The sequence below is a fragment of the Mesorhizobium sp. M0518 genome (assembly GCF_040321125.1).
Lineage (GTDB): Bacteria > Pseudomonadota > Alphaproteobacteria > Rhizobiales > Rhizobiaceae > Mesorhizobium.
In genome coordinates, this window is sequence record NZ_JAMYQY010000029.1 from 22,242 (window position 1) to 47,951 (window position 25,710).

28 protein-coding genes are annotated in these 25,710 nt (G+C 63.9%); 14 read left to right on the forward strand and 14 right to left on the reverse strand.

Annotation, left to right across the window (positions count from 1 at the left end; translation table 11 throughout):
- Positions 1–84: 84 nt before the first annotated feature.
- The 4 genes from NKI66_RS29125 to NKI66_RS29140 are packed head-to-tail and all read right to left on the reverse strand — an operon-like array spanning position 85 to position 3,782.
- Positions 85–1,221, reverse strand: coding sequence for an ABC transporter permease (locus tag NKI66_RS29125; RefSeq protein ID WP_023813489.1), 1,137 nt, complete (start codon positions 1,219–1,221; stop codon positions 85–87).
- Complete coding sequence (locus tag NKI66_RS29130) at positions 1,218–2,138, reverse strand: ABC transporter ATP-binding protein (RefSeq protein WP_023813488.1); 921 nt, start codon at positions 2,136–2,138, stop codon at positions 1,218–1,220. The genes NKI66_RS29125 and NKI66_RS29130 overlap by 4 nt, the downstream gene beginning before the upstream one ends.
- Positions 2,135–3,088, reverse strand: coding sequence for an HlyD family secretion protein (locus NKI66_RS29135; RefSeq protein ID WP_023813487.1), 954 nt, complete (start codon positions 3,086–3,088; stop codon positions 2,135–2,137). The genes NKI66_RS29130 and NKI66_RS29135 overlap by 4 nt, the downstream gene beginning before the upstream one ends.
- A gap of 13 nt (positions 3,089–3,101) precedes the next feature.
- Positions 3,102–3,782, reverse strand: coding sequence for a CerR family C-terminal domain-containing protein (locus NKI66_RS29140; RefSeq protein ID WP_031213671.1), 681 nt, complete (start codon positions 3,780–3,782; stop codon positions 3,102–3,104).
- A gap of 89 nt (positions 3,783–3,871) precedes the next feature.
- Here NKI66_RS29140 and NKI66_RS29145 point away from each other — a divergent pair, with 89 nt between their 5' ends.
- The 3 genes from NKI66_RS29145 to NKI66_RS29155 all read left to right on the forward strand — a co-directional run bounded on the left by NKI66_RS29145 (position 3,872) and on the right by NKI66_RS29155 (position 6,173).
- Complete coding sequence (locus NKI66_RS29145) at positions 3,872–4,345, forward strand: CYTH domain-containing protein (protein WP_023813485.1); 474 nt, start codon at positions 3,872–3,874, stop codon at positions 4,343–4,345.
- Positions 4,342–5,280 (forward strand): CHAD domain-containing protein, encoded by a 939-nt coding sequence (locus NKI66_RS29150; protein ID WP_023813484.1) that lies wholly within the window; start codon positions 4,342–4,344, stop codon positions 5,278–5,280. The genes NKI66_RS29145 and NKI66_RS29150 overlap by 4 nt, the downstream gene beginning before the upstream one ends.
- A gap of 86 nt (positions 5,281–5,366) precedes the next feature.
- Entirely contained in the window at positions 5,367–6,173 is an 807-nt protein-coding gene (locus NKI66_RS29155) for a C40 family peptidase (RefSeq protein WP_352677914.1), read from the forward strand.
- A 65-nt stretch (positions 6,174–6,238) separates the two neighbouring features.
- On the opposite strand, the gene NKI66_RS29160 is transcribed toward NKI66_RS29155, so the two are convergent.
- Complete coding sequence (locus NKI66_RS29160; protein WP_245273289.1) at positions 6,239–7,240, reverse strand: helix-turn-helix transcriptional regulator; 1,002 nt, start codon at positions 7,238–7,240, stop codon at positions 6,239–6,241.
- A 146-nt stretch (positions 7,241–7,386) separates the two neighbouring features.
- On the opposite strand from NKI66_RS29160, the gene NKI66_RS29165 reads away from it, so the two are divergent.
- The 4 genes from NKI66_RS29165 to NKI66_RS29180 are packed head-to-tail and all read left to right on the forward strand — an operon-like array spanning position 7,387 to position 8,860.
- The gene (locus tag NKI66_RS29165) at positions 7,387–7,530 is read left to right on the forward strand and encodes a hypothetical protein (RefSeq protein ID WP_023813481.1); all 144 of its coding nucleotides are present in this window, start codon (positions 7,387–7,389) and stop codon (positions 7,528–7,530) included.
- An 11-nt stretch (positions 7,531–7,541) separates the two neighbouring features.
- Complete coding sequence (locus NKI66_RS29170) at positions 7,542–7,886, forward strand: hypothetical protein (RefSeq protein ID WP_352613473.1); 345 nt, start codon at positions 7,542–7,544, stop codon at positions 7,884–7,886.
- A complete protein-coding gene (locus NKI66_RS29175) occupies positions 7,879–8,397 on the forward strand; it encodes a hypothetical protein (protein WP_023813479.1) in 519 nt (172 codons plus the stop codon). The genes NKI66_RS29170 and NKI66_RS29175 overlap by 8 nt, the downstream gene beginning before the upstream one ends.
- 22 nt (positions 8,398–8,419) lie before the next feature.
- On the forward strand, positions 8,420–8,860 hold the full coding sequence (locus NKI66_RS29180) for a hypothetical protein (RefSeq protein WP_164893054.1): 441 nt from the start codon (positions 8,420–8,422) through the stop codon (positions 8,858–8,860).
- A gap of 13 nt (positions 8,861–8,873) precedes the next feature.
- Here the strand turns inward: NKI66_RS29180 and NKI66_RS29185 are convergent, their stop codons facing one another.
- On the reverse strand, positions 8,874–9,671 hold the full coding sequence (locus tag NKI66_RS29185) for a helix-turn-helix domain-containing protein (RefSeq protein ID WP_023813477.1): 798 nt from the start codon (positions 9,669–9,671) through the stop codon (positions 8,874–8,876).
- Positions 9,672–9,784: 113 nt separating this feature from the next.
- Here NKI66_RS29185 and NKI66_RS29190 point away from each other — a divergent pair, with 113 nt between their 5' ends.
- On the forward strand, positions 9,785–10,645 hold the full coding sequence (locus NKI66_RS29190; protein WP_023813476.1) for an SMP-30/gluconolactonase/LRE family protein: 861 nt from the start codon (positions 9,785–9,787) through the stop codon (positions 10,643–10,645).
- A gap of 347 nt (positions 10,646–10,992) precedes the next feature.
- Here NKI66_RS29190 and NKI66_RS29195 read toward each other — a convergent pair whose 3' ends face one another.
- Positions 10,993–11,886, reverse strand: coding sequence for an NAD(P)/FAD-dependent oxidoreductase (locus NKI66_RS29195; protein ID WP_023813475.1), 894 nt, complete (start codon positions 11,884–11,886; stop codon positions 10,993–10,995).
- Positions 11,887–11,992: 106 nt separating this feature from the next.
- Between NKI66_RS29195 and NKI66_RS29200 the strand changes: the two genes are divergently transcribed.
- Positions 11,993–12,664, forward strand: coding sequence for a TetR/AcrR family transcriptional regulator (locus NKI66_RS29200; RefSeq protein ID WP_502895366.1), 672 nt, complete (start codon positions 11,993–11,995; stop codon positions 12,662–12,664).
- 270 nt (positions 12,665–12,934) lie between these two features.
- Here NKI66_RS29200 and NKI66_RS29205 read toward each other — a convergent pair whose 3' ends face one another.
- The 4 genes from NKI66_RS29205 to NKI66_RS29220 form a co-directional block, all read right to left on the reverse strand.
- Positions 12,935–14,656, reverse strand: a complete 1,722-nt coding sequence (locus tag NKI66_RS29205; RefSeq protein ID WP_023813473.1) for a SulP family inorganic anion transporter — start codon at positions 14,654–14,656, stop codon at positions 12,935–12,937.
- 69 nt (positions 14,657–14,725) lie between these two features.
- Positions 14,726–15,004, reverse strand: a complete 279-nt coding sequence (locus NKI66_RS29210) for a helix-turn-helix domain-containing protein (RefSeq protein ID WP_023813472.1) — start codon at positions 15,002–15,004, stop codon at positions 14,726–14,728.
- Between the two features lie 151 nt (positions 15,005–15,155).
- Positions 15,156–15,869 carry a phosphatase PAP2 family protein gene (locus tag NKI66_RS29215; RefSeq protein ID WP_023813471.1) on the reverse strand — a complete coding sequence of 238 codons (714 nt, stop codon included), beginning with the start codon at positions 15,867–15,869 and terminating at the stop codon, positions 15,156–15,158.
- 14 nt (positions 15,870–15,883) lie between these two features.
- Positions 15,884–16,225, reverse strand: a complete 342-nt coding sequence (locus tag NKI66_RS29220; RefSeq protein ID WP_013528672.1) for a hypothetical protein — start codon at positions 16,223–16,225, stop codon at positions 15,884–15,886.
- Between the two features lie 172 nt (positions 16,226–16,397).
- Here NKI66_RS29220 and NKI66_RS29225 point away from each other — a divergent pair, with 172 nt between their 5' ends.
- Positions 16,398–17,792 carry a sensor histidine kinase gene (locus tag NKI66_RS29225; protein WP_023813469.1) on the forward strand — a complete coding sequence of 465 codons (1,395 nt, stop codon included), beginning with the start codon at positions 16,398–16,400 and terminating at the stop codon, positions 17,790–17,792.
- Positions 17,789–18,448 (forward strand): response regulator, encoded by a 660-nt coding sequence (locus NKI66_RS29230; protein WP_023813468.1) that lies wholly within the window; start codon positions 17,789–17,791, stop codon positions 18,446–18,448. Before NKI66_RS29225 ends, NKI66_RS29230 begins: the two co-directional genes overlap by 4 nt.
- A gap of 279 nt (positions 18,449–18,727) precedes the next feature.
- On the opposite strand, the gene NKI66_RS29235 is transcribed toward NKI66_RS29230, so the two are convergent.
- Positions 18,728–19,213 carry a hypothetical protein gene (locus tag NKI66_RS29235; protein ID WP_023813467.1) on the reverse strand — a complete coding sequence of 162 codons (486 nt, stop codon included), beginning with the start codon at positions 19,211–19,213 and terminating at the stop codon, positions 18,728–18,730.
- Positions 19,214–19,769: 556 nt separating this feature from the next.
- Between NKI66_RS29235 and NKI66_RS29240 the strand changes: the two genes are divergently transcribed.
- The gene (locus NKI66_RS29240) at positions 19,770–21,773 is read left to right on the forward strand and encodes a PhoX family protein (protein ID WP_352753769.1); all 2,004 of its coding nucleotides are present in this window, start codon (positions 19,770–19,772) and stop codon (positions 21,771–21,773) included.
- A gap of 225 nt (positions 21,774–21,998) precedes the next feature.
- Positions 21,999–22,223, forward strand: coding sequence for a hypothetical protein (locus NKI66_RS29245; RefSeq protein WP_013528677.1), 225 nt, complete (start codon positions 21,999–22,001; stop codon positions 22,221–22,223).
- Here the strand turns inward: NKI66_RS29245 and NKI66_RS29250 are convergent.
- A complete protein-coding gene (locus tag NKI66_RS29250) occupies positions 22,215–23,405 on the reverse strand; it encodes a flavin-containing monooxygenase (RefSeq protein WP_023813465.1) in 1,191 nt (396 codons plus the stop codon). The two genes, NKI66_RS29245 and NKI66_RS29250, sit on opposite strands and share 9 nt — an antisense overlap.
- 351 nt (positions 23,406–23,756) lie before the next feature.
- Here NKI66_RS29250 and NKI66_RS29255 point away from each other — a divergent pair, with 351 nt between their 5' ends.
- A complete protein-coding gene (locus NKI66_RS29255; protein ID WP_023813464.1) occupies positions 23,757–24,794 on the forward strand; it encodes a phosphatidylglycerol lysyltransferase domain-containing protein in 1,038 nt (345 codons plus the stop codon).
- A 153-nt stretch (positions 24,795–24,947) separates the two neighbouring features.
- Here the strand turns inward: NKI66_RS29255 and NKI66_RS29260 are convergent, their stop codons facing one another.
- Positions 24,948–25,709, reverse strand: coding sequence for an ABC transporter permease (locus NKI66_RS29260; RefSeq protein ID WP_128305642.1), 762 nt, complete (start codon positions 25,707–25,709; stop codon positions 24,948–24,950).
- Position 25,710: the final 1 nt, after the last annotated feature.

A 25,710-nucleotide genomic window follows, 5' to 3' on the forward strand; every position in this document is an offset into this window, starting at 1 on the left:
GCAAGGAGCGAAGCGACGCAGCGCAGACCATAGGATGACGACGCCGCAAAGGCTGGTACCAAAACTGTGGAGGTCGTGCGGCGCCTAATCCAGCGTGCGCCTGAACCTTACCAGTGCCACGCCGGCAAACAAGGCCACGAACACCACCAGCCAGCCGATCTCGTCTGCCACCGCCGGCAGTTCGGCGCCCTTCAGCATCACGGCGCGGGTGATGCGCAGGAAATGCGTCAGCGGGAAGATCTCGCCGAAGATTTGCGCCCAGTCCGGCATGCCGCGATAGGGGAACATAAAACCCGACAGCATGATCGACGGCAGGAAGAAGAAGAAGGTCAGTTGCAGGGCCTGCATCTGCGTGCGGGCGATGGTCGAAATCGTATAGCCGAGCAGCACCAGCGCCAGCACGAAGATCAGCACGGCGGTCAGGAGCAGCGACATCGATCCGGTGAAGGGGATGGCGAACAGAAGCTTCGCCGCCGCCAGCACCACCACCATCTGCACGCCGCCGACCGCCAGATAGGGCAGCACCTTGCCCATCATGATCTCGAGCGGGCTGGACGGCATCGCCAGCAGGTTTTCCATCGTGCCGCGCTCGGTCTCGCGCGTCAGCGCGATCGAGGTCATCATCACCATGGTCATCTGCAGGATGACGCCGAGCAGGCCGGGCACGATGTTGTATTGCGAGATGCCTTCGGGATTGTAGCGCCGGTGTACGACGACATCGAGCTGACCCTTGGCGGCCTCGGCGGCGGCTTCCTGCGTGCCTTGCGCCCTCAGCAGCGCCTGACTGGCGACGGTGCCGAGCGTCGAGATGGCGCCGCTGGCCACCGCCGGGTCGGTGGCGTCCGCCTCGATGAGTATCTGCGGGTTGTTGCCGCTCTCCACCCTCCTGGCAAAATCGGCGGGGATGGTGACGACGAAGGCGACGTCGCCGCGCGATATCAGGAACTCGGCCTCGGCGGCACTTTGTGCGACATGGTCGAAACGGTAGTAGCCGGTGGTCTGCAGCGCCGCGACAATGGCACGCGTGTAGGGATCGTTGCTCGTCGCCACGAGTGCTGCCGGCAGGCTTTTCGGATCGTTGTTGATGGCGTAGCCGAAAAGCACCAACTGTATCAGCGGGACGCCCAGCATCATGGCGAAGGTGATGCGGTCGCGCCGCATCTGGATGAATTCCTTGATCAGCAGCGCGCCAAGCCGGGCGAAGGAAAAGACGCTGTTCATGCCATGTTGTCCTTCGAGCCGGACATGAACTGGATGAAGACGTCCTCGAGGCTGGTTTCGCCGGGCGAAACTTTCACGCCCTTGTGCTCTCTCTCGACATCGGCGAGCGCGGCTTCGAGCTTCTTCTTGTCAGAGCCGACGACATGCAGCGTCGCGCCGAACGGCGCCACCTGGTCGACGCCGGCGCGGCCCTGCAGCGCTTCGGCGATCTGATCGAGCCGCGGGCCCTGGAGGACGAAAGTGGTCAACCCGGCATTTTTCACCACTTCGGCGACAGTGCCGGTGGCCAGCATCTTGCCATAGGAGATGTAGCTGATGCGGTGGCAGCGCTCGGCTTCGTCCATGTAGTGGGTGGAGACCAGCACGGTCAGCCCGCCGCTGGCGAGGCGATGGATCTCGTCCCAGAACTCGCGCCGAGCCTTCGGGTCGACACCGGCCGTAGGCTCGTCGAGCAGCAGCAATTTCGGCTTGTGCATGATGCAGGCGGCCAGCGCCAGCCGCTGCTTCCAGCCGCCCGACAAGGTGCCGGCCAGCTGGTTGCGGCGCGACGTCAGGCCGAGGTCCTCCAACGTGCGCGCCACATGCTCTTCGACCGGCTTCAGCCGGTAGAGCCGCGCGACGAATTCGAGATTCTCGCCGATCGTCAGATCCTCGTAGAAGGAGAATTTCTGCGTCATGTAGCCGACTTCGCGCTTGATGCGCAGGCTCTCGGTGCGGATGTTGAAGCCGAGCACCGTGCCTTCGCCTTCGTCCGGCGTCAGCAGACCGCACATGATGCGGATGGTGGTGGTCTTGCCCGAGCCGTTGGGGCCGAGAAAGCCGACGATCTCGCCCTCGGCGACCGACATCGTCACATGATCGACGACGGTCTTGTCGCCAAAACGCTTGACCAAGCCATGGACGTCGATGGCGTTCATCTTGCGCTGTCCGCCAGATCGACATCGACGATCTGGCCCGGTTGCAGCGGGCCGGCATCGCCCTCCGGCCGCGCCTCGACGAGGTAGACCAGCTTTTGCCGGTTCTCCAGGGAGTAGATCACCGGCGGGGTGAACTCGGGATCCGGCGAGACATAGCTGACGCGCGCCTTCACATCCGGGCCGCAGCCGTCGCAATGGACGCCGAGCAAGGTGCCGACCTTGACCGAGGAGAAAGCGCTCTCTGGAATGTAGACGCTGAGCTTCACCGCGCCGTCGGGCAGGATCGAGATGACCGGCGCGGTCGGACCTGATGTGTCGCCCGGATTGCGGATGACATCGTTGACGCGGCCCGGCGAAGGCGCCGCCAGCACCCGTTTCGACAGCCGCCACTGCGCCTGCTCCAACGCGGCCTGCGCCTGCTTGACCTGATTGTCGGCGGCCTTGATCGTTTCGGGCCGTGCCGGCAGGCCGCCGACGGCGAGATTGGCATTGGCCTGGCCGACCTGCGCATTGGCCGTCTCGAGCGTGGCCGACGCGGTGTCGAAATCGGCCTGCGTGCCGGCGCCGCGCTTGAACAGATCGGCGGCGCGGTCGTATTTGCGCTTGGCGTCGGCGGCCTGGGCGCTGGCCATGTCGACCTCGGCCTTCAGCACGGCGATCTCTTCCGGCCGCTTGCCGATCTGCAGGTCGGCCAACTGCGCCTGGGCCTGGGCAAGGCCGGCCTGCGCCTGCGCAACCGCGATCTTGGCATCGGCACTTTCCAGCGTCACCACGGTCGTGCCAGGCACCACACGGTCGCCGCGCTTCACCGTGACGGTCTCGACCTGCGCCACCTCGATCGGCGCCAGCAGCACATAGTCGCCTTCGACATAGCCGACGGCCAGCGGGGCAGCCGGGGCACAGGCCGAGAAGAGCTGCGCGGCGAGCGGCAGCGAACACAGAAAGCTCATGGTCTTTGCCCCTTCATGCTTTGCTCTTTCTGAAAGCCAATATGGCCTTGAGATTACCCGATGTGACCGCCACCACCTTGGCCGCCTCGGCGGCGCCGATGTCTTTCCAGCCCATGCGGCGCATCACCGCCTCGCGGCCGATGCGGAAATAGATGACCTGGCCAATCAGCGTGAACACGGTGAGCCTTGTGGCCTCGCTTTCGGCCGGCTCGTCGGTCGCCTGTTCCCAGAGTTGGCACAGCCGGCGATGGCTCGGCTCGAAGACACCGTCATAGATACGATCGAGGGCTGCCGTTGGATGGGAAAGTTCGCGCAGGATGAACTGCACGATCTCGCCGGCCTGCGGACTGGCCACGACAAAGCCGACCATTCGCTCCAGCGCCGCGAAGAGCTGCGCCTGCGCTGCCTCGGGACCGACCGGCGCGGTCGCCTGCGCGTTGCCGAGCGCCGGGCCGGCGACCGTCTGGATGGTATCGACGATAAAGTCGGCGGCGGCCGTGCGAAGACCCTCCTTGCCGCCGAAATGATAGGCGATCGAGCCGATATTGGCTTGCGCCTCGGCGGCGATCTCGCGCGTCGAGGTGCCATCGAAGCCCTGCCTTCCGAACAGCTTCAGCGCCGCCTGGACAAGGGCCGCGCGCGTCATCTCGGCGGGCTCGCGGCGAAGAATTTTAGGCTCAGGTAGTTTGATCATGAGAACAGTTAATCAATCGATTGATTAAAGTCAACTTCTGTTCGTCATTGCCTTGCCATCGACGGCGGCAAACGCTTTAGTGCGCGGCCATGGGCAAGGAAGTCGAACGAAAATTCCTGGTCACCAGCACCGCATGGCGGGAGTTGGCCGAGGCCAATATCCGCATTCTTCAGTTCTATCTCGCTGCCGGCCCCGGGCGCACGGTGCGCATTCGCATCAGCGATGGCACTTCCGCCAGGCTGACGCTCAAATTCGGCAGCAAGGCGCGCGAACGCGACGAATTCGAATATTCGATCCCGCTGTCGGAGGCGGTGGAGATGCTGGACTTCGCCATCGGACGTGTCATCGAGAAGACACGTCACCATGTTAGGCACCGTGGCTATCTCTACGAAATCGATGTCTTTGGCGGTCCGCTTGCGGGACTTGTGATCGCCGAACTTGAGACGCCGGAGGACGTGCCGGACGAAATGCTGCCTGACTGGCTCGGCCGTGAAGTCACCGGCGAGTCAAAGTTCTACAACGCGTCGCTCGCCCTTGGGGGGATACCGGAGATCGCCGCATGAGCTTTCGTATCGATCCGCGCCTGCCGCTGACCGGCGAGGTCAGGCGTATCCTTGCCGAGGAAATCGGCAAGGCGCTGCATCACCTTGACGCCGCACGGAGCCGCCCGGAACAGGCGCTGCACAAATGCCGCAAGCGACTGAAGAGCGCCCGCGCCCTGCTGCGGCTTGTTCGTTCCGGCGACGAAACGTTCTGTGAGACCGAGAACCAATGCTATCGCAATGTGGCCGGCCTGCTTGCCGGTCCGCGCGAGGCGACTGCGCTGATCGAGACCATCGACCGGCTGGCGGCGAGCTTTCCCAAGGAGAGCGCCGACGATGGGCTTACTGCTGCGCGCGACAGGCTGATCGCGCGCCAGCATGAACTGCACGAAGGCAGCGGGCTCGAAGCGGCGATCGGCGCGGCGACCGCCGCTTGCGAGGATGGCCTCAAACGCATCGAAGCGCTGGCCTTGCCCGACCAGCCGGAACAGGCGGCCGACGTGCTTGCCGAAGGTGCCCGCGTCACGCTGCGCCGTGCCAGGAAGGCGCTCGACAAGGCCGGATCGCGGGGCGCGGCCGATGATTTCCACGATTTGCGCAAGGCGGCCAAGACCCACGGCATGCATCTGTCGCTGCTCGGCAGGCTGTGGCCGACACCGATCAAGGCCCGGCGCAAGGCGGTCGACGAACTGGGCGAGCGGCTGGGCGACCTGCACGATGTGCTGGTGATGCGCGCGCTGCTCGAGGCCGACGACCAGCCGCTCGGGCTGCCCGAGGACACGAAACTTCTGGGCAAGCTGTTGAAACGGTCGGAGAAGCAGCTGAAGAAGAGCTGCCTTGCTGAGGCGGCCGAACTGTTCAGCGACAGTCCCAAACGCTCGACACGCAAACTGGCCCGCAAGGCGCGTGACGATCTGGCTGCGCCGCCGGAAGAGGCCGCTGCGACGGCAAGCTGACTTGGCGCCTTTCCTCTCGGTCCGGACAGGGGGAGGAAAGGCGTGCGCTAGCCCTCATTACCCGCCCATGCTAATCGCCATGGGGCATGACCGAGCCCGGCGACACGCTTCTGGATCGACTTGGCCGCTGGCTTGCCGGCCGGCTGCAGGAAGAATCCTCCGGCTACGAGCCCTACACACCGTCCGATGCCGAAACGCTGCGCCGCACGCTTGAGCCCGGCGACATCCTGCTGATCGAGGGCAACCAGAAGATCTCGGCGGCGATCAAATACCTGACCCAGTCGACCTGGTCGCATGCGGCCTTCCATGTCGGCGACGCCTTGCCAGAGCCGCAAGACGGCTCGGAGCGGCCGCGCCTGATCGAGGTCACGATCGGCGAAGGCTGCGTCGCCGTGCCATTGTCGCGCTACCGCACCTACAACACCCGCATCTGCCGGGCGAGCGGGCTGGCGCCGGAGGATCGCGACAAGGTCGTCGCGTTCATGATCGGCAGGCTCGGCCTGAAATACGACCTCAAGAACATTTTCGACATGCTGCGTTTTTTCTTCCCGACACCGCCGGTGCCGGTGCGCTGGCGGCGCCGCATGCTGGCCTTCGGCTCCGGCGACCCGACACGGGCGATCTGCTCTACGCTGATCGCCGAGGCCTATGGCCAGATCCGCTATCCGATCCTGCCCGAGATCACCCGTGCGCCCGGCCGCGCCTCGGCGCAGTCGAATTACTCGCGCAAGGAGATCCTGCACATCCGCCACCACTCGCTCTACACGCCGCGCGATTTCGACCTGTCGCCCTATTTCCGCATCGTCAAGCCGACGCTGGAATATGGTTTCGACTACCGGCAGATGGTCTGGGACGACAAGATTGCCGATCCCGGGGCGAAGGCCGCCGAATAGACGCGATCAAATGAGTCCAACCGCGTGGACGGCCCGGGAGCGCGCCGGCCGACGGCGCTTTGGCGTCAGTGCTTGCAAGCCGCGGCCCGCACGTCCGAGGGAGTAGCGTCATAACGGCGACGGAACGCCCGGTTGAAATAGGAAAGGTCGTTGAAGCCGGCCTCGTAGGCGATCGCGGTGATGCTGCGTCCGGCATGGCGTGGATCGCCGAGCATGCGATGGGCGCGCGCCAGCCGCTGGTTCATCATGAAATCAATCAAGGATGTGCCATCGCTCTCGAACAGCTTGCGGACGTAGCGGGCCGACAGTCCGTGGCGGGCGGCGACGTCCTGCGCCGACAGGTCGACATGGCCACCATGCGCGACGATATCGGCCTTGATGGCGCGCAAGCGGGCAACGCTGACGCCGCGGCCGCGTGCGATCTGGGCCGCATCCCTGGTCGCGCCCATGGCGAGTGCGGCAAGGTGGAAGACATGCGTCGCCGCAAGGTGGCAGGCCTCCGCGGTCAACTCGTCTCCGACCTCCTGGATCGAGCTGATATAGTCGAGCAACAGCCGCATCGCCCCGCTCTGGGTCGGCAAGGGCCGCATAAGGACCGCGGCCGGATCGCCGATCAGAGGCGAAAGCTGCTTGCGCGAAAAACTGAGATTGACGAAGCGGAACCCGCCGGCGCCGATCAGGTTGAGGCCAACCTCTTCACCGCTCATCATGAGCGCCTGGCCGTTGCCGACCGCCTCCTCGCGGCCGCGATGCTTCATCACGCTGCCCCCGTCGAGGGCCGCCAGAAGAACGAAGTCGTCGTTGTCGATCAGCGACGACGTATGATGCACCCGGAATTCCGATGAGCTGCCGGTGGCGATGCCGAGGCCCGGCAACGCGCGCACCCGCATGTCGATCTGCGCCGGCGCCAGCGGATCGAGGTCCACCCTCAGAACGGTGCGGCCGTAAACCTCGCGCGTAATCTCGACGCGATCCCGCTCCGGAAACATCTCCGTCGCCAGCCTGAACGAAGCTGACGGCCCCATCGTCGCAGTCATCGACACCCCCATGCCCAAGAGCGCGGTCATATGCGCCGCGGCCTGCAAAACGTCAATCCCGGGCCGTTTTGGCCGCTTTCAGTGCCGTTCTGTCCAAGCTGACCCCCTTCGATGCCCCTAGTTTGCGGCGCGATTCCAAAACCGGAACCGCATTGGCGGCAATCCAAGGGGGCACGATGTTTCATTTGCAATTGTTCAAGACGCTGTCGGCACTGGCCGCGGCGGGCTTCAATCCGCGCGTCTATCTGCTGTCGATCGCCTTGGGCAACGCGGTGACCGATCATCGCGAGGCCAAGCTGCCGCCGCGCGCTGCCCGATGATGAGCAGCACCATGAAAAGGATCATTTTCCTGGCCCTGACCCTTGCCCTGGCGGGCTGCCAAACGGGCCAGGCCGACAACAACCCGGCATCGATCGCGAGCGCGGCCGGCAGCAAGAAGGCCCAGAACGAACCGACGACGGAAACGGCCTGCGCCGATGCCGCCAAGACGGCGGCGAAGGCGCAGACCAATGCGGCTCTGCTCGGCGGTGTCCTGTCGATGGCGGGGGGTCTTGGCGGTCTGGCTGGCAATGGTGGGGTCATTGCCGGCCAGGCCGCCTCGATCGGCGGCTCGGTTCTGCAGTCCCAGGCGACGAGCAGTGCCCGGGCCGGCATTGCGGAGGATTGTTATGGCTGAGCGGCGTTTCGCAGCCATGCGCCGGCTGGCCGGCGCGCTCGCACTTGCCGGCATGATCTTCGACAGCCCGCAGGCCTTGGCGCTGACAGCGCGGGATGCGTCGGCGGTCGTCGGCCTGATCGAGGCCTTGCAACCCGAATTCGGTCAGTTCGCCTATGACGAGGAGATCGCCGCCGACTGGTACGAGCGCGATGCCGCGGACAAGGGCTTGATCGACACAGCCGGTTTCACCGCCGACAGCTGGAAGATCGCGCTTGGCGAGACCATGCGCGGGTTCCTGGCGACGATGCCGGTCGCAGAACTCGATGCCATTTTCGCCAAGCTCAGGAATGCCATATCCGGCATGAAGGAGCTGACCGACGCGCAGAAGACAGAGACCATCGACGCCATCAACGAAGAGGTCGAAGGGTTGATGGCTTTGCGGGCCGAGGGCGGCCCCTTCGCCGATGTCGTCAGGCCGCTGACGCCAAAAATCCGCAGCCTCATCCTCGGCCCGGCGATGGGGCGATAGGATGTTGGGCAACAGGAAACGGGTGGCGGGAAAAGCAACTCCGAGCGGGAGCCTCGAGGCCGAACATCGCGGCATTTTTCCAACCACGGCACGTGTCAGGCGGGGCAGCCCGATCGCGATGCTTATCTGCCTGCTGGCGTCCAGCTGCAGCCAGACGGCCGCCAGCCCGCCGATCACGCCAGAGCAGCATGCGCAATTGGCGGAGCTGGCGGCCGGCCCGGACTCGCCGGAGGGCCTTGGCGAGGCCCTGGCTGCAGTCGAGGCGACCAGGAAAATGCAGGACTGCAGGGCCAGCATGAACGAGACGGCCGGGCAGATGAAGATGATGGGCGCGGTCAATGGCGCGGTCGGCATCGCCGGCCGCATGGCAGGCCCAGGCGGCAAGACAGCGGCGAAAATGGTGGCCATCGGCACCGCCAGGGCCGTGCGCGGCAAGCTCAGCCGCCAGATGCAATCATGCTGAGACGATTGGCCGATCAGGCCGGCAGCGGCCGCCGTGTCTTGGCGGCCGGGTCCGTTGCTCTCGCACCGGCATCTCGCGCGTGCGGCCCGATCGGCATGATCGCCGGGAATGGCGTCGCGCCAAAGGCAAACGTCCATTTGTAGCCGACCAGCCCGTCTTCCGGCGTCGTGTGCTGATCGTGATGGGCCAGCAGTTTGGCGCGATCGGCGAGGTCCTGCGCCTCGCGTCGCACCATCTCCGCCGTCTCCGGCCGCATCCGCCTGCTAAAGCTGACGAAGGTCGCTTCCCTGTCGATATGGGTGATCGCCCAGCCGATGAAGTTCTTGTTGGTCATCTCGAACAGCGGCCGCAGCGGCCCTTCGAAATTCCACTGGATCGGCGTCTCGACAAGCAATCTCGCCGTGAGCCCGCGGCCGAGCGCGATCAGGCCGAGCTCCTCGAGATCGCGCAGATAGAGGAACATCGAGGCTTCGCTCAGGCCTTGCGAGCGCATGATGCCCTCGGGCGTGAATTTTTCCGACAGCATGACGAAGATGAACAGCAGTGCCGGCCGGCCGGCGAGCCTGCGTTCGATCTCCGGCGCGATGCGGTTGACCGGCCCTGGCCCCCGGTTCATCGAGCCGAGCACGTTCTCCAGCTCGACACCGGCGGCAGCGCAGATCTCCACCAGCCGGTCGAGCTTGCAGTTGCGCTCGTGGAAGATGCGCTTCACCGTCGGCTCGGAAACCCCCATGCGTTCGGCAAGCTCGCGATAGGTGACGCCCTTCGCCTTCAGCGTCCGCTTCAACGCGCCGAAGATAAGGCCGTTCATGGAATGCACCTCTTGCCGTGGGTTTCGTATCGACTTTCGATACTAGAGGTTATCGACCTTTCCTGAAAATATCGAAAATCATAGCTCTCCGCCGTCATCACAGGAGAGCAGCCATGAACACCCTCGTCACATCAGCCTTTCTCGCCGTCATCGGCATCGCAGGCGCGCCTGCCGCCGAGGCTGGAGAACTCTGGCGCGCCACCGGCCTCGAACAACCGGAATCGGCACTGTTCGACGCAGCCAACAATCGCCTTATCGTTTCCAATATCGTCGGCAATCCCGGCGACGCCGACGGCAACGGCTATCTCAGCGTGCTGTCCGTGGACGGCAGGACGGTCACCCGGCACTGGACCGACGGCATGGACGCGCCCAAGGGAATGGCGATAGCGGGCGGCAAGCTCTATGTCGCCGACATCACCAAGGTTCGCGTCGTCGACCTCGCCAGCGGCAAGCTCGTCGCCAGCATCACGGTACCGAACGCTGTTTTCCTGAACGACATGACATCGGACCAATCAGGCAAGATCTATGTCACCGACATGCTGGCCGACACGATCTATCGTATCGACGGCGAACAACCGGAACTGTTCGCCAGGGATGCGATGCTGGCTTCGCCCAACGGCGTCTTCGCCGATGGCAACAGGCTGATCGTCGCCTCCTGGGGCAAGGACATCAAGTCCGACTTCAGCACGGCGGAGCCGGGTGGGCTGCTGTCGGTCGACATCGCCAGCAAGGTGGTTTCGCCCTTGCCGGGCGCGCAGAAATTCGCCGATCTCGATGGCGTCATCGCCATCGGCGACACCATCTTCGCCACCGCCTACATGACCGGCACGCTCTACCGCTATCAAGCCGGCGGCGCGCCGGAAGCGTTGGCGCATTTCAAACCGGGCAGCGCCGACATCGGCACCGACGGCAAGTCGATCCTCTATGTGCCGTTGATGAACGAGGGCGAAGTGGCTGCGCTGAAGCTCGACTGAGAGCCATGATCGGTGCCTCAGGGCCGATCTCTGAGACGTTCGCCAACAGCCCCTGTCGTTCATCGGCGAGGATCGCCAACTCGAACTCTTATTGTGGCTAGTAAACGACGTCGCCCGGATCGGCCCGCCAAGCGCCAATAGCGTACATTGCCAAGCAGATATTTTGATGTCGCCTTTGGGCCGGTAGCAGTCCGTCAGCTTCTAGTGGAGAGGCATCGAAAGCGGACATCGGGTTGCGGGCGTACCGACGGCTCAATTGGGGCCGGCAGCAGACTGGCTGGTATTGTCGGGCAGCCGACGGTGGCGACGACGTAGGGAGGCCGGTGCGGAGAGGGGAATCTGTGTTCTCAAACCAGCATCGACTGCTGGGCGGAGATACCCGCCGTCGCGCCTTGCGATATTGCCGTGGTGACCGAGGCCATGGCCGGGTTCGCAAGATCGCCGGCAGCATAGATGCCGGGCGTGCTGGTTTCGCGGCGCTCATCGACCTTGATGGCGATGCCGAGGGGCGTATTGACCGTGGCGAGGCCCACTAATTCATGCAGGCTTGCGGACGGCTTGTTGCGCGGATGCGCGAACAGGATGTCGACCGCGGCATTGCGGCCGCTCTCGAGATTAACGGTGGTGATATGGCCCCGATGATGGGCGATTTCGGCGATCCGGCCATCAACGACAGGTATGTTGCGGCGCGCCAGATCGGCCCGAACATCGGGTGAAATGTCGTGACCATCGGCGAAGACCGTCAATGTTTCGGTCCAGTCGTGGTACAGCCTGACATAATTGTGCGACGGCGGGCCGGACCAGACGAGGCCCCAATGCTGGTCGGCGACTTCAAAGCCATCGCAATAGGGGCAGGGCACAATGGATGTGCCCCAGCTTTCGGCAAAGCCCGGAACATCCGGCATCTGGTCGGCGACGCCATAACTCAGGATCAGGCGGCGCGCCCCAAGGTGTTCGCCATCGCCAGTGAGGACCGAGAAATCGTCGATGGTGCCGGAGATGCTGTCGGCCCGGCCATTGACCAGCCTGATCGTGGGATAACGCGCCAGTTGCTTCCGCGCTTCGGCCAGGATGTCCAGCGGTGGCTTGTGATCGTGGCCGAGCAGACCATGCGAGTGGCCGGCGAAGCGGTTGCGCGGCAGGCCGGTATCGAGAACGGTGACCTTGCGGCGGGCACGTCCGAGCTGCAGGGCGGCGGCGAGACCGGCAAAGCTGCCGCCGATGATGATGACGTCATCCATGGTGATGGGCTCCGTGTGTGGATGAGGGATGGCTTGGCCTGGCTTGCACATTTTTGACACTGCGTGGTATCGTAATTCAAGAATTATGATACTGTCAAGGACTGGAATTGTCGTGACCGAAAACAGCCAGGGCCGGCGCGGCCGGCCCGCCAATGAGGCGCTTGGCCAAACGATAGTCGACGCCGCGTGCGAACTCTTTGAGGAATTGGGTTTTCATGCGACGACATTGGACAAGGTCGCCCAGAGAGCGAAGATATCCAAGCTCAGCATCTATCGGCACTTCGAGAACAAGGAGGCGCTGTTCAGCGCGGCCATCGCGGCCCGCTGCCATCAGTTTGCACCACAGGCCCTTTTTGAAGGCGTCGACGGTTCGGCCGAAGATCAGCTCATGGTGGTGGGATCATCCCTGCTTCGCACGCTGTTGAACCCGGACGTCCGCAGTGTCGAAGCCATGATCATGGCCGACAAGACGAATCAAAAGTCGTTAAGCAAGCTCCATTACGAAGCCGGCCCCGCCCATGTCATCGCCCAAATCGAGGCCCTGTTGCGTCAGTTGCACGCGAAGGCGGTTCTGAACGTGACCGATCCTCTCCGGTCCGCCCGCCTGTTTGCCGCGCTTATCAAAGGATCCGATCTCCTGATTATCGCACGCTTCGATGAGGCGAGAGCAGAGGACGACAACGAAATCGAATCCTATTGCCGGTCGGCCGTCGCCATGTTCATCGCCGCGCACGGTGGCACGACCACCCGGGCGGATAGCCCAGGAGTACTTGCATGATATTTGGGGCTCGCATTGACATCAACGCGACCATTATCGTTGGGCAGCGGGCTGACCGGCGGCGTAACCTGCTACCACCCCATTCGAGGCCTTAGTGCTGGCTTAGCAGACCGTCAGCTTTCGGGAAGCTGCAACGATAGTCTGAATGGCGGAAACGAGGGCGCAAAGCGGCCGTTCACGTCGCGCCGTGCGTGAGTCAACCCAGGGCCAAAACGTTTGCGTTCAACCGGCGGACACCTGTGTGGCCCGCCGACCGGCAAATCCCGATTTCTACTCTGCCTCCAGCTTCCCTTTCAGCTGCGCCCGCGCATCCTTGATCGAGGCGGCATAGGTCACCAGCGGGCGCTTGACGCCGTGGTTGATCAGCATACGCCGGATCTGCGGCGCGGCACCTGATATGATGAAGCGGACGCCGGCGCGTTTCGCCTTGTGGGCGGCGCCCTCGATGACGTTGGCCGCCGTCGAATCGAAGAACGGTACGGCCGAGCAATCGAGGATGAAGTTTTTGCGCTGGTCGGCGATGCGGTCGAGCACGGTGCCGACGGTCGACGCGGCGCCGAAGAAGAAAGCGCCGGAGATGCGGTAGACCACGGTGTCGGCGTCGGTCGCCTCGCTGGCATCGTAGGCGTTGGTGCTGTCGGCGACATCCTCCTGCACCAGCGGCTGATCGGCCTCGACCGCAATCGATTTGGCCATGCGGTCGATGAACAGGATCGACCCCAGCACGAAGCCGACGACGATGCCTTCAGTGAGATCGCGGAAGATGACGAGCAGGAAGGTCGCCATCAGCACCAGCGCGTCGCCGCGTGAGGCACGCAGCAAGGTGGCGAAGGCCTGTTTCTCGAACATGTTCCAGCACACGACCGCCAGCACGCCGGCAAGGGCGGCGAGCGGGATGTAGCTGGCGAGCGGCGCCGCCACCAGCATCAAAGCGAGCAGGATGGCTGAGTGGACGATGCCCGAAACCGGTCCGTGGGCGCCGGCCCGCACATTGGTCGCCGTGCGGGCGATGGTGCCTGTGGCGCAGATGCCGCCGAACAGGGCGGACGCGATGTTGGCGAAGCCTTGCGCCACCAGTTCGCAGTTGGAACGATGCCGTCGGCCCGTCATTCCATCGGCGACCACCGCCGACAGCAGCGATTCGATGGCGCCCAGCAAGGCGAAGGCGATGGCATCCGGCAGCACGTCAATCATCCTGTCCAGGCTGACCGGTGGCAGAGCGGGCATTTGCAGGCTGCGCTGGATGCCGCCAAAGCGGGTGCCGATCGTCTCGGCGGGCAGCGAGAGAAGCGCCACGACCAGCGATGCCAGCCCGATGGCGATGAGCATTGCGGGCGATGTCGGCCGCCAGCGTTTCAGGCCGGCGATGGTGACGATGGTCAACACCGCCACCAAGGTCGCCGCCGGGTTGATGGTGCCGGCCGCCTCGGCGACCGCGATCAGCTTCGGCACCAGCGGTCCCGGCTCCTTGCCGGCAAGCTTCAGCCCGAACAGTTCGACGATCTGTCCTGAAAAGATGATGACGGCGATGCCGGCGGTGAAGCCGACCGTCACCGGATAGGGAATGAATTTGATGTAGGTGCCGAGACGAAGATAGCCGATGGCGAGCAGGAAGACCCCTGCCATCATCGTTGCCAAAAGCAGCCCATCGATGCCGACGCGGGCAACCGTCGCTGCCACCAGCACAATGAAGGCGCCGGCCGGACCGCCGATCTGGAAGCGGCTGCCGCCGAGCGCAGAAATGATGAAGCCGCCGACGATCGAGGTGTAGAGGCCGCGCTCGGGAGCGACCCCCGAAGCGATCGCGATCGCCATCGACAAGGGCAGCGCGACGATGGCGACCGTCAGCCCGGCAATGGCGTCCGCCTTGAAGTCGGCGAAGGTGTAGCCCTCGCGCCAGACCGTCACCAGCTTCGGTGTGAACAATTCGGAAAATGTCGGCTTTACCGACCTGTGGGCCGGTTCATGCACTGCCCGCTGCGTCTGATCCATGGACTGCCTTTCGCACCCTGAAAGGCGGCGGGATCGTCGGCAGGGCTGTCGGCGGTCGCCGTCGCGACTTTATGCCGGCTCAGCCTTGGGACCCCGCGGCACGGCAGGCTTGAGGCGCACGCCCCGGCCGCCGCGCTCGCTGGTCTGGTTCTCGCCGATCAGCTCCACCCCGGCCTCGTCGAGAGCCTGGATGACCTTCATCAGCGTGTCGACCACGCCCCTGACCACGCCATCGCTCGCCTCCATGCGCTGGATGGTCGGAAGCGAAACGCCGGCGCGCTCGGCGAGCGTCTTCTGATCGATGCCGGCCAGCGCCCTTGCGGCACGCATCTGCGCGGCAGTGATCATCGGCCGGAATCCCCGTCTGAGTCTGCAGAAATGAGGTATAATACCATCATTGTGATGTTTCAAGCATTAGTATGAACGTTTGGGACGTAAGGCGCGGCGCATTGACTGACCATTTTTTCAGATACTTTCACGGGCTGATCAACCGGCTGATCTAGTCTCCAGTCTCGCCGTCCGGGTGCTGCCCACGCCATCGCTGCCACGCCCGGGCAGCGAGCCAGCAAAGCATCGCCCAGACGAAGCCCGCGCACCAGCCGGCAAGCACGTCCGATGGCCAGTGGACGCCAAGATAGATGCGGCTGACGCCAACCAGCAGCGTCGTCAGCACCGCCAGCGACAGCACATAGATCTTCGTCGTTCGACCGGGCAGGAAGCGTGCCGCCAGCGCGCCGAGCGTCAGATAGGTCACCGCCGACAGCATGGCGTGGCCGCTCGGAAAAGACAGCGTCGTTTCGTTGACGAGATGCGAGACGAGTTCGGGGCGCGGCCGGTCGATGCCGGCTTTCAGCAGGCTCGACAATACCTGCCCCCCGGCCACCGCCACGAAGATGAAAAGGGCGGTCGCCGGCCTGCGGATAAGCAGGAGATACACGATGACCGCCGTCACGATCAGCACCAGCACGCTGCCGCTGCCGAGGCTGGTGATGTCGCGCATCGCCCCTTGCAGCCACAGCGGGCCGACCGGGCTGTCAGGGCGGCCCGCCTGGCGGAAGGCGAGCAGGATTTCGGTATCGAAGGCGTGCGGCGTGGTGGCGCGCGCCATCTCCATCAGCTCCTCGAATCCCCACAGGCCGGCGGCGATGACCAGGCCGGCCAGCAGCACCGGGAATTCAACCCGGTTGAGCAAAGCGTTCGCGGCGTTCTTCATCGGCAATTCGCCCGTTACAGCCGGCCTTGCAGATAGGGTCCGAGCGTGATCAGCGCCACCGCTGCGATCGCCAGCATGATCCCGGTCGCCTGCAGCGCATTGACGCGCTCGCCGAAGAAGACCAGTGCCACGACGTTCACCGAGACCAGCTGGATGACGGCGGAAAGGCTGAACGACACCGACATGCCGAATTCGCGGATCAGCCGCAGCATGATCAGATTGCCCAGCGAATAGAGTGCCAGCGTCAGCGCGATCTTGCCAAGGCTCGGCGCCAGGCCCCATTGCTTGGCGGCTGTCGCCGCCAGCAGGAAAATGACCGTCGAAAAGCCGAGCTGCAGCAATCCTGAAAAACTCAACGCTCCGTCCCCTCTCGAAGCGGCTCCCGCCGCGTGTGTCGCGGACGTTGTTTCCCAAGCGCGCCGGGACGTCAAGCGACCTCGACCAAACGAAGCTCTTGGCAATGGCAAGCCGGAAGCTCAAAGTACTACCATCGCCCAATCTGTCGGTTCGAAGGGCGGTCAGGGGCTCATGATTCGCAGTTTTCAAAACCTGGTGCGGCGCTGGAGCGAGCTTTCCCTTGCCCTGCAATTCGTCATTGCCGGCGGCTTTGGCCTGCTGGCTGTCATGTTGGTGGTGGGCACCTGGGTGACGGCGCAGATCCGGGACGGCGTCATCCGCAATTCGGCCGCCACGACGGCGCTCTATGTCGACAGCGTGATTGCGCCGCTGCTTCCCGACTTGCGCAAGGAGCAGGAGCTCAGCGAGTCCGTCAAGCAGGCGCTGGACGAGACGCTTGGCCAGGGCGCGCTTGGTAAGCGCCTCGAATCGTTCGTACTCTGGCGCCGCGACGGGACGGTTCTCTACGCCAAGGAGACGGCCCTGATCGGCCGCCGCTTCGGTCCGAGCGACAATCTGCGTTCCGCCTTCGAAGGCAACGTCGTCGCTGAATTCAATACATTCGATGATGATGAACGCGAGGAGAAGGCTACCCGCTTGCCCTTGCTGGAGATCTACAATCCCGTGCGCGAGCCCTGGTCGGGCGAGGTGGTGGCGGTCACCGAGTTCTATGAGATCGCCGACGATTTCCAGGCCACCCTGGCGTCCGCCCTGTGGTCGAGCTGGCTGATCGTGGCCGGCGCGACCCTGGCGGCATTCCTGCTCCTGTCGGGCATCGTCCTGCGCGGCAGCCGCACCATCGACGATCAGCGTGGGGCGCTGCGCCGCCAAGTGTCGGAGCTGCAGGGTCTGGTGGCGCAAAACAGTGCCTTGCGACTGCGCGTGCAACGGGCCTCTCGCCGCGCCACCGCGCTCAACGAAAGATATCTGCGCCGTATCGGCGCCGACCTCCATGACGGCCCGGCCCAACTCGTGGCCCTGGCGGCGCTGCGCATGGATAGTCCGATATTTTCCAGCGATGGCCATTCGGGCGTAAGCCGTTCGACCGAGGTCGCGATGATCCGCAAGACACTGGAGGATGCGATGCGTGAAATACGCGGCATCTGCACCGGCCTTGTCCTTCCGCAGATCGAGACGGCTGCCGCAAACGACATTCTGCGGCTGGCCGTCAAGGAACACGAGCAGAGGACGGGAACGTCGGTGACGCTGACGCTGGCCGGACAGTTGCCGGAACCCGGCGCTTCCGAGAAGATCAGCATCTATCGTTTCGTTCAGGAAGGGCTGAACAACGCCTATCGCCACGGGCTAGGCAAGGATCAGGCAGTGAGCGCCGGGATGAAAGGTGGCAGGCTTTTTGTCGAAGTGTCGGACGGCGGGCCGGGTTTCGATCCGGCGGCACGGGTCGAGGGTCTCGGCCTCGCCGGCCTCAGGGAGCGGGTCGAAAGCATTGGCGGACAGTTCGAAACCTTGACTGGGCCGCAAGGTACGCGTTTGGTGATCCGTCTGTCGGTCGAGGAGCAAGCATGACTGGTACCATCCGCATCGCCATTGTCGACGATCATCCCCTCTTTCGCGAAGGTGTGACGCGCAGCCTGTCGGAGATCGGGGGCTTCGAGATGGTTGGCGAGGGCGCCACGGCGCAGGATGCCGAACGCCTCGCCACGACGGTGCGGCCCGACATCTTGCTGCTCGATATCTCCATGCCGGGCGGCGGGCTGACCGCGGTCGCAAGCATCCTCGCCAGCCATCCCGCCCAGAAGATCGTCATGCTGACCGTTTCGGAGGCCAATGCCGATGTGACAAAGGCGCTGAACGCAGGGGTGAATGGCTATGTCCTCAAAGGCGTCGGGTCGCGCGGGCTCGCCGACATCCTGCGCAATGTTGCAGCCGGCGAAAGCTATCTGTCGCCGACGCTGTCGGCCCGGCTGCTTTCGGATCTCCAGTCCCAGCAGCCGACCGACGGCATTGCGGAACGGCTGCGGCAGCTCACCGATCGGCAGACGGAAATCCTGCGGCTGGTGGCGGAGGGGCTGAGCAACAAGGAAGTCGCCTTGCGGCTTGAGCTGCAGGAGAAGACCGTCAAGCACCACATGACCGGGGTGCTGTCGAAGCTCAATGTGCGAAACCGCACCGAAGCGGCCTTGATGATGCGTGAGTTGCGCGACCGCGACAGGCCTTCTTAGAGCATTTCACCGTTTCACGGAACGGCGAGCTGCTCTAATTCTTTGTTTTGACGCGATTCTAGACGGAAAACCGCTTCACACTTTTCCTAGAATTGCTCCAGGCCAGGTACGGGGAAATGCGCAACGGTTTCCCGTCCCGGATTGCGCAAAAGCACGTCGCGCCTCGGGACTGCAGCCATTGCGGTGCCGAAAACCGGGACGCTGGCCAAAAACGAGGTCACCTCCGCCGGGGGGCGGCGGAGGTGACGTGCAAAGCTGACCGTTGCCTGTTGGCCAGCTTCACAAGGCCTTGAGACGATTGGCATCGGCCGGGGTAGCCTGGCGGTCGATGATCGTGCGACCGAGCGCGTCCTTCATGCTGAAACGACCGTTCTCGAGCTTTTCCGTTATGCCGTCGGGGTGCCGGACCGTGATCTTGTTGCCGGTCACGTCGACCTTGTCACCGGTCTTTGCATTGACATGGCTCCCGCTCTTACCCTGATTGGATCCTGATTTGCCGCTGTTGCCATTCCCATTGCCGTTGCCGCTATTGCCGCTGTTCCCGCTATTGCCTCCGCCGGAATTGCCGCCGTTGCCGCCCCCACTGTTGCCTCCGCCCCCACCACCACCGTTGCCGCCGCCACCTTTGCCGGCGTATGCGCTGGCGGTCTGGATGCCGGAAACGGAGCCGTCCAGGACAATTTGGTAGGGAGCAATCGTCAACGCCAGCGCCGCTGCCGATTTGAGCGCCAGCCGGCAACAACGGGTCGTGACCGATCTGTGCATTTTGATCTCCGACGACTGAGCCCGGCGCGCCCCACCCCAACGTTGCAGTGCAACAACATTGCCGAAAGACGCGGCGCCCGGAAGCGACCTCCGACCGTTGCGGTTGTCAACTAGGACCTTTGCAAGCGCAAGATTGGACTAAAGTCCCAAGCCTATGCTACATTAGCTTTGCATGAACGGCGCCGCGACCGCCATCGCTAAACGGGAGACTCGCTTTCCCGACGCCTGACGACGGCAGACGCCGAACATCAAGTCACCTCCGCCGGGGGCGGCGGAGGTGACTTGTCGAGCCGGCTTTGTCCGTTGATCCGTTGGCAACGACTGACGTCATGCGCCGTTGTAAGATGCGCGCGAAACATGCCGCCGAAGGTCTCCTTCCTCTCGAAAGACGATTCCGGAGCAGCTCACGGCCTTCGGGAATGCTGAGCCAGCGCTGCGCGCAATGCCTGTCGCGTCTGAAACGTCTCCCGATGTCACGAAAATGTGACCCGGCGATTATAAGGGGGTCAACAGGTACCCCACGCTCCAGCCACCCGACAGCCAGAGGCAAGCCACGATGACTGACCTTCGCTCCCCCGACACCCGATTCTGCACCAGCCTGCTCGAGGAAAACGACGGCCCGGCGATCAACGCCTCCGACAACCGCACCATGGGCGAGATCATCGCCGCGCGGTTCTCGCGCCGCGGCTTCCTCAAGGGCTCGCTGGCCGTCTCGGCCATCGCCGCCACCGTCAGCCCGCTGGCGCTGATCAGCGCCGACGAGGCCAGGGCAGCGGGAGGCTCGGCCTTCGCGTTCGACGAACTCGAGGCCGGCATCGACGACAAGCACCATGTCGCGTCGGGTTACGATGCCGATGTCCTGCTGCGCTGGGGCGATCCGTTGTTTGCCGATTCGCCCGACTTCGACCCGACGAAACAGTCGGCCGAGGCCCAGGCGAAACAGTTCGGCTACAACAATGACTATGTCGGCTACATCCCGATCGACGGCTCGGCCGAACATGGCCTGCTGGTGGTCAACCACGAATACACCAATCCGCATCTGATGTTCCCGGGCATCGTGAAGATCGTCGAAAAGGACGGCAAGAAGTCGGCAGAAGTCGCACCCCTCTCGAAGGAGCAGGTCGATGTCGAGATGGCCGCCCATGGCGGCACCATCGTCGAGATCCGCAAGGATGGTGGCAAATGGCAGGTGGTGCGCGACGGCAAGCTCAACCGCCGCATCACCTCCAACACCGAAATGGCGCTGTCCGGCCCGGTTGCCGGCCATGACCGCGTCAAGACCAATGCCGATCCGTCCGGCACCAAGGTGTTCGGCACGTTCAACAATTGCGCCGGCGGCGTCACGCCCTGGGGCACCTATGTGATGGCCGAGGAGAACATCCATGGCTATTTTTCCGGCGAGCTGCCGGAAGGCCACAAGGAAGCCGCGAACTACAAGCGTCTCGGCATTCCCGAAGGCGCCTATGAATGGGCGGCGCATTACGAGCGTTTCGACCTCGCCAAGGAACCCAACGAAGCCAACCGCTTCGGCTGGATCGTCGAGGTCGATGTCAACGACCCGACCTCGACGCCGAGGAAGCGCACCGCCATGGGCCGCTTCAAGCATGAGGGCGCCGAATCGATCGTCGCCAAGGACGGCCGCGTCGTCTTCTATCTCGGTGACGACGAGCGCTTCGACTATGTCTACAAGTTCGTGACCAGGGCCGCGTTCAATCCGAACGATCGTGCCGCCAACAAGGACCTGCTCGACGATGGCACGCTGCATGTCGCCAAGTTCGCCGAAGACGGCACGGTCGAATGGCTGCCGATCGTCTTCGGCCAGGGGCCGCTGACGGCTGAAAACGGTTTTGCCAGCCAGGCCGACGTGCTGATCGAGACGCGCCGCGCCGCCGACCTGCTCGGCGCCACCAAGATGGACCGCCCGGAAGATGTCCAGCCCAATGGCGTCAACGGCAAGGTCTATGTCATGCTGACCAACAATTCGAAGCGCAAGGCCGACCAGGTCGATGCTGCCAACCCGCGCGCCGAAAACGCCTTCGGCCACATCATCGAAATCGCCGAGGACGGCGGCGATTTCACCGCCGCCAAGGGCAAGTGGGAAGTGCTGCTGAAATGCGGCGATCCGGCGGTCGCCGATGTCGGCGCCACCTTCTCGACAGCAACGACGGCCAATGGCTGGTTCGGCATGCCCGACAATTGCGCGGTCGATTCGGCCGGGCGTCTCTGGGTCGCGACCGACGGACAGGGGCCGAAAGCCACCGGCCGCACCGATGGCCTGTGGGCAGTGGACACCGAGGGGGCGGCGCGGGCGACCTCGAAACTGTTCTTCCGCGTGCCGATCGGCGCCGAGATGTGCGGTCCGCTGTTTGCGCCCGACGACCAGACCGCCTTCGTCGCCGTCCAGCATCCGGGCGACGGCGGAGAGGACTGGGAAGCGTTCGGGCGCCCCTCTTACTATGAGGACCTGTCGACGCGCTGGCCCGACTTCAAGCCCGACATGCCGGTGCGGCCGTCGGTGGTCGCCATCACCAGACAAGGCGGCGGCAAGATCGCGGTCTGATTGCCCACTCGCATGGGCAGCAGCGGAGCAGAATTTGCGCCGCTGCTGCGCCTTGAAGCCGCGGCATGTATCCCTTGGGCTGCGGAGCAGCTCCAGAGGTCTGCGCCGCGTCGCTTCGCTCCTTGCTCCGCCCCAGGATGACGAGGCGACGGGGGAAGTCGGTCAAGCCTCGGGAAAGATTGGCAATTTAAACGTGGCGCTCTAGGTCTTTATCAGGAGATCGCCATGTCGAAGTCTGTCTATGACCGTGGCTTGCTCAAGCCAGCCGATATCGCCAAGCTGCAGCGCGTGTTCGACGAGGCCTGCCGGCGGCGCGAGGCACATCCCGATTCCGCCGACGCGCGGGAAATCGCGCTTAACCTGCTCGCCCTGCACAATGCCGGCATGGTGGAAGAAGACATGCTGATGGAAGCCGTCGGTTTCCGGCGGCTGGAACCGAAATCAGCGTGATGCGCTGGATTGGTGCGGGGCCGACCTTGCAATTCGTTTGGCGATCGCCTTGGCCAGGATGCCGGCATTGGCGAAGCAGCCGCGAATGCTTGGCCGCATGCCGGTGAACCACAGACCGGGCAATTTTGGATCGGCTTGGCCACCGTTGAAGAGCGGAACGCCCTTGGCGTCGAGCACGCCGAGCTTGCCGACCATGGGCTCCAGCCCGGTGCGGTAGCCTGTCGCGGCAATGACGATGTCGGGATAGATCAGGCTGCCATTGGCCAGGATCACGCCATCGCGGGTGAATTCCCGTATGCCCGGCACGACGGTGATCTTGCCGGCCTTGATGGCGCCGACGGCGCCGTCATCGGCGGCGATCGCGGTATAGTCCGAGGTCAGGCGGCTGGCGCCGCCCGCAGGCGCGGGCGGCAGGCCGAATTTGGTCAGGTCGCCGAAAACCAGCCGCTGCGTTGCCGCCATCACGGCATCGGCGATCCGCAAAGGCAGGCGCGCCATGAGCGGCGAAAGCCTATGCACGGCGATCTTGGCAATCCGCTTGGGCAGCAAAGCGGGGCCGCTGCGGGCCGACAGCCAGATGGCGGCCGTGTCTATGCCGGCCAGATGATTGAGCGCGTCGAAACCCGAATTGCCGGCGCCGACGACCAGCACTCTTTGGCCCGCATAGGCTTGCGCGTCACCGAAATCCGCCGAATGGATGATGCGCCCGACGAAATCCTTCATGCCTTTCCATTCGGGGGTGAATGGCTGCCTGTCGCGGCCGGTGGCGATGACGACATTGCGGGCGAAGCGCAGTCCGGCGCTGGTGCGCAATGCCCAGTGATCGCCCTTGAAGGTGATCTCTTCGACCGCGACGCCAAACTGCACCGGCAGCCGGTTCTCCTTCTGGAAATCGTTCATGTGGCGGATGACGACCATCCTTTGCGGAAAGGCGGGCGTGCCAGGGGGAAAGGCGAGACCAGGCAGCGAAGAAAGATCGCGATGGGTGTTGAGATGCAATTGCTGGTGGCGCCGGTGCCAGGGCTCGGCCAGCCGGCTTTCCTTTTCCAGGATCGCCGTCGGCACGCCGGCGTTCATCAAGGCATGCGCGGCGGCCAGCCCAGCAGCACCGGCGCCGACGACGATTGCCGGCTCGACCATGGCCGGCAGATCCGCAACCGATCTGATTGTCGTATCCGTCATTCACTCGAATCCCATTGGACGTCCCGCCGCAAGGCTCGCAGGACGCTGTAACCGTTTGATCGCGCGCAGGATCCCTGCAGCAAACCGCGGCCGAATTTCGAGCGATGCGATTTAGAGCCACACGCCGGGCCGCGGTTGCGCTCTATATGGCATATGCGCGATATCAACGGTAATCAGGTCGCGGCAATGTGATTGATTCGAGGCCTTGGGTGGCTGGCGGGTCTCGGTTATCCCCCACGCGCATGTCCGAAATCGAGTCCGATTTTCGAGTCATGCGCAGAATCAAAGTGTTACAGCACCTTGGCGCGTCCTGGACGGCCGGCGCTGTAGGCGGCACGCGGAATCTCGACCATGCCCTCCTTGCGGTTCCATTTCGACAAGATCCTTGAGGCTGCCGCGCCCGAGGTCGAGCGGCAGGCGCTGACCCATGTCGAACGCCTGGCACTGGTGCGCCGCTATGGCGACTTCTCGCTCGCCTATTCCACCGCCGTGCAAGGCAAGCTTTCCTATTTCGGCGACGCCGATGGCTACATCGCCTTCGGTACCAAGATGAAGCACCATTTCGCGCTCGGCGACCCGGTGGCGGCTCCGGCGCGTCGGGCCGATTACATCAAGCGCTTCGTCGAGACCGCCGGCAGCCCATGGTTCGTGCAGGTCGGCGAGGACACCGCATGCGTGCTGGCCGGCCTTGGCTACAAGGTCAATCGCCTCGGCATCGACACCCGCCTCGCCCTGCCCGAGCATGATTTTTCCGGGAAGCGCAACGAGACCGTGCGCTACTCCGAGCGCTGGCTGCTGAAGAAAGGCTTTTCGTTCGAAGAGGACAAGCGCACCATCTACCTCGACGAGATCGCCCGGCTTTCGGAAAACTGGCGCGGCGACCGCATCGTCAAGCGCTGGGAGATGGGCTTTCTCAACCGCCATTTCGCCGACCATCTCGGCACCGACATGCGCCGTTTCGTCCTGCACGGTCCCGATGGCGAACTGGTCGCTTTGCTCGACTTCGACCCGTTGTTTGCCGACGGCAAGGTCATCGGCTACACCACCGCCTTCAAGCGCAAGCATCTCGACGCCTCACCGCATGCCGAGGTCGGCCTGACCAAATTCGCCGTCGACCGTTTTCGCGAAGAGGGCATCTCGGTGGTCACGCTCGGCCTGTCGCCGCTCGTCGATGTGGGTCCGAGCGGATTTGCCGAAAGCGATTTCTGGCGCAATGCCTTCCAGCGCGCCTATTCTTCGCCCTGGGTCAACCGCCGCAGGTTCAACCTGCAGGGCCAGGCGGCCTTCAAGCGCCGCTTCCACGGCGTCGAAGAGCCGGTCTATATCGCCTTCCGCAAGGGAACGTATGTCGAGATGCTGGGGCTGCTGCGGCTGGTCAAGGCGATCTAGGTCTGCTGATATTCAGGTGATGCCGGCCTGCAAATGGCGGCTTCCTGCGCTTCCGGTGCTCACGTACGAAAAGTACGCTCCGCTCCGGTTCTCGGAATCCACCATTTTCGTCTCGGCCTGACCTGAATCTCAACAGACCTGTACTTTCGCCGCTCAATTCCTCAGCCGATAACCGGTCCTGAAGATCCAGGCGACGATGCTTATGCAGACCAGCAGGAAGACGACCGTCATGCCGAGGCTGACGCCGACCGAAACGTCGGACTTGCCGTAGAAGCTCCAGCGGAAGCCGCTGATCAAATAGACGACCGGGTTGAACAGCGTCACCGTGCGCCAGATCTCGGGCAGCATGTTGATCGAATAGAAGCTGCCGCCGAGGAAGGTCAGCGGCGTGATGATCAACAGCGGCACCAGCTGCAGCTGCTCGAAACTCTTCGCCCAGATGCCGATGATGAAGCCGAACAGGCTGAAGGTCACCGCCGTCAGCACCAGGAAAGCGAGCATCCAGAACGGATGCAGGATGGTGAGCGGTACGAACAGCGAGGCGGTGGCCAGGATGATCAGGCCGAGGATGATCGATTTGGTCGCGGCGCCGCCGACATAGGCGATGACGATCTCCAGATAGGAGACCGGCGCCGACAGAAGCTCGTAGATCGAGCCGACGAATTTCGGGAAATAGATGGCAAAGGAGGCGTTGGAGATCGACTGCGTCAACAGCGACAGCATGATCAGACCCGGCACGATGAAGGCACCGTAGCTGATGCCGTCGATCTCGGTGATGCGCGAGCCGATGGCCGAGCCGAAGACGACGAAATACAGCGACGTCGAGATGACCGGCGAGACGATGCTCTGCAGCACGGTGCGGAAAGCACGGGCCATTTCCATCCGGTAGATCGCCCATACTGCGCGAAGGTTCATG

What these genes read in the sequence shown, in the direction of transcription:
- NKI66_RS29170 (WP_352613473.1), top strand. Translation starts at nt 7,542, where the DNA reads ATGAAAAGGATCATTTTCCTGGCCCTGACCCTTGCCCTGGCGGGCTGC.
- NKI66_RS29205 (WP_023813473.1), bottom strand. Translation starts at nt 14,656, where the DNA reads ATGGATCAGACGCAGCGGGCAGTGCATGAACCGGCCCACAGGTCGGTA.
- NKI66_RS29235 (WP_023813467.1), bottom strand. Translation starts at nt 19,213, where the DNA reads ATGCACAGATCGGTCACGACCCGTTGTTGCCGGCTGGCGCTCAAATCG.
- NKI66_RS29185 (WP_023813477.1), bottom strand. Translation starts at nt 9,671, where the DNA reads ATGAACGGCCTTATCTTCGGCGCGTTGAAGCGGACGCTGAAGGCGAAG.
- NKI66_RS29210 (WP_023813472.1), bottom strand. Translation starts at nt 15,004, where the DNA reads ATGATCACTGCCGCGCAGATGCGTGCCGCAAGGGCGCTGGCCGGCATC.
- NKI66_RS29245 (WP_013528677.1), top strand. Translation starts at nt 21,999, where the DNA reads ATGTCGAAGTCTGTCTATGACCGTGGCTTGCTCAAGCCAGCCGATATC.
- NKI66_RS29195 (WP_023813475.1), bottom strand. Translation starts at nt 11,886, where the DNA reads ATGGATGACGTCATCATCATCGGCGGCAGCTTTGCCGGTCTCGCCGCC.
- NKI66_RS29155 (WP_352677914.1), top strand. Translation starts at nt 5,367, where the DNA reads ATGACCGAGCCCGGCGACACGCTTCTGGATCGACTTGGCCGCTGGCTT.
- NKI66_RS29255 (WP_023813464.1), top strand. Translation starts at nt 23,757, where the DNA reads ATGCCCTCCTTGCGGTTCCATTTCGACAAGATCCTTGAGGCTGCCGCG.
- NKI66_RS29140 (WP_031213671.1), bottom strand. Translation starts at nt 3,782, where the DNA reads ATGATCAAACTACCTGAGCCTAAAATTCTTCGCCGCGAGCCCGCCGAG.
- NKI66_RS29145 (WP_023813485.1), top strand. Translation starts at nt 3,872, where the DNA reads ATGGGCAAGGAAGTCGAACGAAAATTCCTGGTCACCAGCACCGCATGG.
- NKI66_RS29250 (WP_023813465.1), bottom strand. Translation starts at nt 23,405, where the DNA reads ATGACGGATACGACAATCAGATCGGTTGCGGATCTGCCGGCCATGGTC.
- NKI66_RS29160 (WP_245273289.1), bottom strand. Translation starts at nt 7,240, where the DNA reads ATGACCGCGCTCTTGGGCATGGGGGTGTCGATGACTGCGACGATGGGG.
- NKI66_RS29135 (WP_023813487.1), bottom strand. Translation starts at nt 3,088, where the DNA reads ATGAGCTTTCTGTGTTCGCTGCCGCTCGCCGCGCAGCTCTTCTCGGCC.
- NKI66_RS29125 (WP_023813489.1), bottom strand. Translation starts at nt 1,221, where the DNA reads ATGAACAGCGTCTTTTCCTTCGCCCGGCTTGGCGCGCTGCTGATCAAG.
- NKI66_RS29190 (WP_023813476.1), top strand. Translation starts at nt 9,785, where the DNA reads ATGAACACCCTCGTCACATCAGCCTTTCTCGCCGTCATCGGCATCGCA.
- NKI66_RS29150 (WP_023813484.1), top strand. Translation starts at nt 4,342, where the DNA reads ATGAGCTTTCGTATCGATCCGCGCCTGCCGCTGACCGGCGAGGTCAGG.
- NKI66_RS29260 (WP_128305642.1), bottom strand. Translation starts at nt 25,709, where the DNA reads ATGAACCTTCGCGCAGTATGGGCGATCTACCGGATGGAAATGGCCCGT.
- NKI66_RS29225 (WP_023813469.1), top strand. Translation starts at nt 16,398, where the DNA reads ATGATTCGCAGTTTTCAAAACCTGGTGCGGCGCTGGAGCGAGCTTTCC.
- NKI66_RS29130 (WP_023813488.1), bottom strand. Translation starts at nt 2,138, where the DNA reads ATGAACGCCATCGACGTCCATGGCTTGGTCAAGCGTTTTGGCGACAAG.
- NKI66_RS29230 (WP_023813468.1), top strand. Translation starts at nt 17,789, where the DNA reads ATGACTGGTACCATCCGCATCGCCATTGTCGACGATCATCCCCTCTTT.
- NKI66_RS29175 (WP_023813479.1), top strand. Translation starts at nt 7,879, where the DNA reads ATGGCTGAGCGGCGTTTCGCAGCCATGCGCCGGCTGGCCGGCGCGCTC.
- NKI66_RS29240 (WP_352753769.1), top strand. Translation starts at nt 19,770, where the DNA reads ATGACTGACCTTCGCTCCCCCGACACCCGATTCTGCACCAGCCTGCTC.
- NKI66_RS29165 (WP_023813481.1), top strand. Translation starts at nt 7,387, where the DNA reads ATGTTTCATTTGCAATTGTTCAAGACGCTGTCGGCACTGGCCGCGGCG.
- NKI66_RS29215 (WP_023813471.1), bottom strand. Translation starts at nt 15,869, where the DNA reads ATGAAGAACGCCGCGAACGCTTTGCTCAACCGGGTTGAATTCCCGGTG.